Annotated in this window: 5 protein-coding genes; 3 read left to right on the top strand and 2 right to left on the bottom strand. The window is 61.5% G+C overall.

Features of this window, described 5'->3' with window-relative positions:
- The 3 genes from glmS to AADA04_RS08280 all read left to right on the top strand — a co-directional run.
- A partial coding sequence (gene glmS / locus AADA04_RS08290; RefSeq protein WP_340692787.1) for a glutamine--fructose-6-phosphate transaminase (isomerizing) occupies window positions 1-1,224 on the top strand: 1,224 nt, incomplete at its 5' end.
- 41 nt (window positions 1,225-1,265) lie between these two features.
- Window positions 1,266-2,165 carry a dTDP-4-dehydrorhamnose reductase gene (gene rfbD, locus AADA04_RS08285; protein ID WP_340692786.1) on the top strand — a complete coding sequence of 300 codons (900 nt, stop codon included), beginning with the start codon at window positions 1,266-1,268 and terminating at the stop codon, window positions 2,163-2,165.
- 86 nt (window positions 2,166-2,251) lie between these two features.
- Complete coding sequence (locus tag AADA04_RS08280; protein WP_340692785.1) at window positions 2,252-3,178, top strand: hypothetical protein; 927 nt, start codon at window positions 2,252-2,254, stop codon at window positions 3,176-3,178.
- A 4-nt stretch (window positions 3,179-3,182) separates the two neighbouring features.
- Here AADA04_RS08280 and AADA04_RS08275 read toward each other — a convergent pair whose 3' ends face one another.
- The gene (locus AADA04_RS08275) at window positions 3,183-4,253 is read right to left on the bottom strand and encodes a sugar phosphate nucleotidyltransferase (RefSeq protein WP_340692784.1); all 1,071 of its coding nucleotides are present in this window, start codon (window positions 4,251-4,253) and stop codon (window positions 3,183-3,185) included.
- Window positions 4,254-4,427: 174 nt separating this feature from the next.
- On the bottom strand, window positions 4,428-5,580 hold a 1,153-nt coding region (gene metK / locus AADA04_RS08270), incomplete at its 5' end, for a methionine adenosyltransferase (RefSeq protein ID WP_340692783.1).

The following is a 5,580-nucleotide window of genomic DNA, read 5'->3' as shown; positions in this document are numbered from 1 at the left end:
GACGTCACCTATCTGGAAGAAGGCGACTGGGCCGTTTTGCGCCCGGATAGTGTCGACATTCGCAATGCACGCGGCGACCGTGTGAACCGGCCACGGGTGAAGTCTGCCGTCAATGACGCCCTGATCGAGCGCGGCGAATACGATCATTTCATGCTGAAAGAGATTCACGAGCAGCCGGAATCGCTGGCCCGCTCGATCCTGCCCTATATCGACCAGGCGACGCAGACGATCCAGGCGGGGGAAGCCGCCGACGAGATTTTCGCGGACGCAGACCGCGCCGTCGCCATCGCCTGCGGCACGGCCTATTACGCCGCCATGACGGCGAAGTACTGGTTCGAACAGATCGCGAAGCTGGCCGTGGAAACCGACATCGCATCGGAGTTCCGTTATCGTAAACCTGTCATGCCGGTGACCGGCCCGGCCCTGTTCGTCAGCCAGTCGGGCGAGACCGCCGACACACTGGCCGCGCTGCGCTATTGCCGGGACAACAAGTCGCCTGCGATTGCCGTGGTCAACGTGCCGGAAAGCTCGATTGCCCGCGAAGCCAAGGCGATCGTGCCAACCCATGCCGGCCCCGAGATCGGTGTCGCCTCGACCAAGGCCTTCACGGCGCAGCTCTCGGTTCTGGCCGTGCTCGCCCTCTCGGCGGCCAAGGCGCGCGGTCATCTCAAGCCGGGCGATGAGGCCCGCTATGTCAAAAGCCTGCTATCGCTGCCACGCAAGGTGACTGAGGCGCTGGAAGCCGAAGCCGATATCAAGGCTGTCGCCCAGACACTGACCAAGGCGAAGGATGTTCTGTTCCTTGGCCGGGGACGCTATTTCCCATTGGCACTCGAAGGCGCGCTGAAGCTGAAGGAAGTTTCCTATATTCACGCCGAAGGTTACGCCGCCGGCGAGCTGAAGCATGGGCCAATCGCCCTGATCGAGCAGGACCTGCCGATTGTCGTGGTGGCACCTTATGACGACCTGTTCGAGAAGACGCTGTCGAACGTGGAAGAAGTGCGTGCCCGCGGCGGCAGGATCATCCTCGTGTCAGACGACAAGGGCATCAAGGCCGCCGGGAACCGGGCCGATCACGTCATCCGCCTGCCGGACGCCGACGAGATCGCCATGCCCATCCTGGCCGCGATCCCGATGCAGCTGCTCGCCTATTTCGTTGCCGTCGCCAAGGGCACCGACGTTGACCAGCCCCGCAACCTCGCGAAATCCGTTACGGTAGAATAAGCACCCGTTGCCTTGGCGGACTGGTGCCCTAAAGTCGGGCTATGGATAGTCCGGCGGGTCGCAAGGTTCTGGTTATCGGGCGCACCGGGCAGGTCGCGCAGGCGCTTGGCCATGCCGGCGCGGGCATGGTGGTCAATGCGGGGCGTCCCGAACTGGACCTTCGGGACGCCGACTCCCTGTCGCGGGCGATTGACCGGTATGCGCCCGATGTCGTCATCAACACGGCTGGTTTCACCAAGGTGGACCAAGCCGAGAGTGAGGCGGCTGAGGCGGAATACCTGAATGTGGACGGCCCGCGCGCATTGGCAATGGCCTGCGGCCGCGTTGGCATCCCATTCATCCACATGTCTACCGATTGCGTGTTCGACGGCACGCTGGCGCGCCCCTATCGCCCGGATGATGTGGCCAATCCGCTTAGCACCTATGGGCGCACCAAGTGGTGCGGCGAGCAGGCGGTGGCGGAGTCGCTGGACCGGCACCTTATTGTCCGCGTGTCCTGGGTATTCTCGCAATATGCTGAAAATTTCGTTCGGACCATGCTGCGGCTAGCGCGAACACGAGAGCGTGTGACAGTCGTTTCCGACCAGGTCGGCTTTCCAACCCACGCGCCGGCGCTCGCCGGTGGCCTGCTAGCCATGGCAGATGCGGTTTGCATGGACGGCTTTTCGGACTGGGGAACCTATCATCTGGCCGGTCGTGCCGAGACAGACCGGGCCAGCATGGCCCGGCACATCTTCGCGGTGAGCGCTGTCCACGGGGGGGCATGCGCGCTGGTGGACGGCGTGCTGACCGCAAATTACCCGACCCCGGCGCCGCGCCCTCTCAATTCCCGCCTCGACACGGCGCTTACCGCTGACGTGTTCGGCATCGTGCTGCCGCACTGGGAAACCGGAATGACGCAAGCGGTGCCTATTTTGCTGAATGAGCTCGGCACCGCCTGATTTCGGTTTGCCGCACTGGAAATCGCTGCCTTCTGGTGCGACAAGGCCTTCAGACCTGTTCCGCCAACCTTCCTGAAAGCTGATTGATGCCCGCTCCCGATATTGCCGAAGTCGAGGCCTTGGTCGTCGAACTGCTCAACGAGCATGGCCCCATGATTGGCAAACAACTCGCTGAAAAGCTTCCCGACGTTCCCATGCTCGCCCTGTGGCAGGCTTGCTACCAGAGCCGGGTGCTGCACGTCTCGCACTTTGCCAGCTATTATCTACGCTTTGACATTACCCGTGAAGACCAGGTGCGGCTCAGCCCGTCGATCCTGCGTGATTTCCTGTCCTTCTCGCTGTTCGGCCTGCCGGGTCAGCGTGACCAGATGATTGAGCGGCAGGGAACATTGTCGAACATGCACCGCGAGATCAGCCGCGAGAAGATTGGCCTCGCCCAGCAGGTGATGAAGTCTCTCTTCCTCGACCTGCCGCGTGAAATTCGTTCGTCCATGTGCGCCTTCATTGCGGGCGACCTTGCCTATTTCCTCGCCCATAACGAGCCGCGTGAGCACCTTGTTTCCGGCGAAATGGTCAAGGGCTCCGACATCGATATTGTAATCATACTGAGTGATGACCTGCCGGATTCAATCCAGCGCAAGATCGACACGGACATGATTGCCCTCAAGAACTATTATTTGCGTCATCCCCAGTACCGGCATGAAATCGATTTCATCACCAAGCGCAAGTCGACCATGGAGAAGCAGCTTCACTACACCGACATCCACGACAAGATTGCCAGCAAGATCGCCTATGAATCCATGTTCCTTGGCGGATCCCTGACGCTCTATATGGAAGTGCGCGATGCCATGATCTCAACCGGCGTCGACCGGCTGATCGAGCAGGATTTCGATCACGCGCTCAAGGATCGCAAGCACGCGATGCAGAAGCTTTTGCTGGCATCAAGCGACGATATCGATGAAGAAACGCGCTCGCTGTTCTATTTCTCGCAGGAACGCGTCGAGTTTTCCTGAGTGTTCAGAACAATTCGGTCAGGTCACGTGCCTTCAGGGCCGCGATAACTTGGCTGACATCGTGGGCTCGCGCCTTCGGCATCACCAGTACGGCGCCGTCATGCACGGCAATCACGAGGTCTTCGACGCCGAGGGCGACGACCAGCGTTCCCTGCTCGGAATGCACCATGCAGTTCTTCGTGTCGATCAGGATGGGCTCCACCGGTCCGCTGGATGTCTGCAGGTCGCCGACGGCTGGCCAGGTTCCGACATCGCTCCATGCGCAGGATAGCGGGCCGAACACGGCCGCATTCGTCGTGTGTTCCATTACCGCATAGTCAATCGAGACAGACCGCACCTCGGCGAAAGCAGCCTCGTCGATCCGGTGGACGGGGCCGTCCGCGACGGTCTTGTCCAGTGCTGCCTGCGTGCTGGTGAGCACGTCTGCGGCATGGGTCGCGAGCTCGGCGCGCATCAGGCTGGCCTGAAACAGGAAGATGCCGGCATTCCAGGAATAATGGCCGTCCGCGATATAGGTGACGGCCGTCGCCTGGTCGGGCTTCTCGCGGAACGAGTCGACGGCAAACGCCGACGGGCCGATCTTTGCCCCGGCCCGGATATAGCCAAACCCGGTTTCAGGCCGGTCCGGCGCAATGCCGAAGGTCACGATCCGGCCAGCGTTTGCGACAGTAACGGCACCCGCAATCGCCTTCCGAAAAGCCCCGGGATCGCCGATGAAATGGTCCGACGGCAGCAGCAGGACCAAGCCGTTCGGGTCGATCCGGCCGACAAATTCGGCGGCGACGGCGGCCACAGCCGCGGTGTTGCGCGCGCAGGGCTCAAGCAGGATGGCGAGAGGCGAAATGCCTGCCGCGTCCAGCTGTGTCTCGATCAGGCCCAGATAGCGGGAATTGCTGATAATGATCGGGTCAGCCAGGTCGAGACCGTCGCTGCCCGGGGCCAGGCGCGTGACGGTCTGGCTGAACAGGGACGTATCCGAGACCAGGTTGACGAATTGCTTTGGTGTGCGCGACGTCGATACCGGCCAGAGGCGCGTTCCGGAGCCGCCACACATGATAACAGGATAAATTTTCATGGGACGTGCCGCTCCTGAATGATTGCGATCTGGACGTTAGAAAGCACGACTCGCACCGCTTCATCCTTATTTCAGAGACCTCCGCGATATTCCACCCTTAGACGGGCGGTTTGCCAAGTCCAGCTGCGATCCGCCGGGGCCTTCCGCACCGGCGCCGAAGCGCCGGGGAGAGGCCTAGTTGATCAGGCGTTTGAGTTCGTCGATGAGGTCGGTCTTTTCCCATGTGAACGTGCCATCAGCACCCGGCTTGCGGCCGAAGTGGCCATAGGCTGCCGTTCCGGCATAGATCGGGTTGTTCAGCTTCAGGTGCGTGCGGATGCCCTTCGGCGAGAGGTCGAACAGCTCACGAAGGGTTTTCGCGATACGGGCTTCATCAGCCAGGCCAGTGCCGTGCGTGTCGACATAGACCGACAACGGTTGCGACACGCCGATGGCGTAAGACACTTGGATCGTGCAGCGCTTGGCGAGGCCCGACGCGACGACGTTCTTGGCGAGGTAGCGCGTGGCATAGGCCGCCGAACGGTCAACCTTGGACGGATCCTTGCCGGAGAAGGCGCCGCCACCATGCGGGGCTGCGCCGCCATACGTATCGACGATGATCTTGCGACCTGTCAGGCCTGCGTCGCCGTCGGGGCCGCCGATGACGAACTTGCCGGTCGGGTTGACGTAGAACTTGTCTTCCGGCGGGAACCAGCCTTCCGGAAGGACGCTCTGGACGATCGGGCGAACCAGTTCGCGGAGTTCTTCCAGTGTGGCGCTTTCCTTGTGCTGGGTCGAAACAACGATGGCGTTCACGCCAACCGGCTTCTCGTTCACATAGCGCAGCGTCACCTGGCTCTTGGCGTCGGGTTCGAATTCAGGACGCTCGCCCGAATGCCGCAGTGCGGCCATTTTCTGGAGGATCTGGTGGGAATAGACGAGCGTGGCTGGCATCAGCTCGGGCGTCTCGTCTGCAGCATAGCCGAACATGATGCCCTGATCGCCAGCGCCTTCTTCGGAGAACAGGCCCTGGCCTTCTTCAACGCCCTGGGCGATTTCGGCAGACTGTCCGTGGACATAGCAATTAACGTCCATCTTTTCACAGTGGAAGCCGTCCTGCTCATAGCCGAACTTCTTCACGACATCGCGGGGTGTCTGGATCATTTCGTCATTCGTCACGATGGCGCAATTGTTGGTGCGCACTTCTCCGGCCAGGAAGACGCGATTGGTCGTTGTCAGGGTCTCGACGGCAACCTTGGCTGTCGGGTCCTTGGCGAGGAAGAGGTCGACGATCGCATCGGAGATCTGGTCCGATACCTTGTCCGGGTGACCTTCGGCAACGCTTTCG

It is taken from the genome of Hyphomonas sp. (assembly GCF_037969335.1).
Classification (GTDB): Bacteria; Pseudomonadota; Alphaproteobacteria; order Caulobacterales; family Hyphomonadaceae; genus Hyphomonas.
This window is presented reverse-complemented; position numbering and strand designations above follow the sequence as displayed.

Excerpts from the sequence above, each read along its gene's own strand:
- rfbD (WP_340692786.1), top strand. The coding sequence starts at position 1,266 with ATGGATAGTCCGGCGGGTCGCAAGGTTCTGGTTATCGGGCGCACCGGG.
- AADA04_RS08275 (WP_340692784.1), bottom strand. The coding sequence starts at position 4,253 with ATGAAAATTTATCCTGTTATCATGTGTGGCGGCTCCGGAACGCGCCTC.
- AADA04_RS08280 (WP_340692785.1), top strand. The coding sequence starts at position 2,252 with ATGCCCGCTCCCGATATTGCCGAAGTCGAGGCCTTGGTCGTCGAACTG.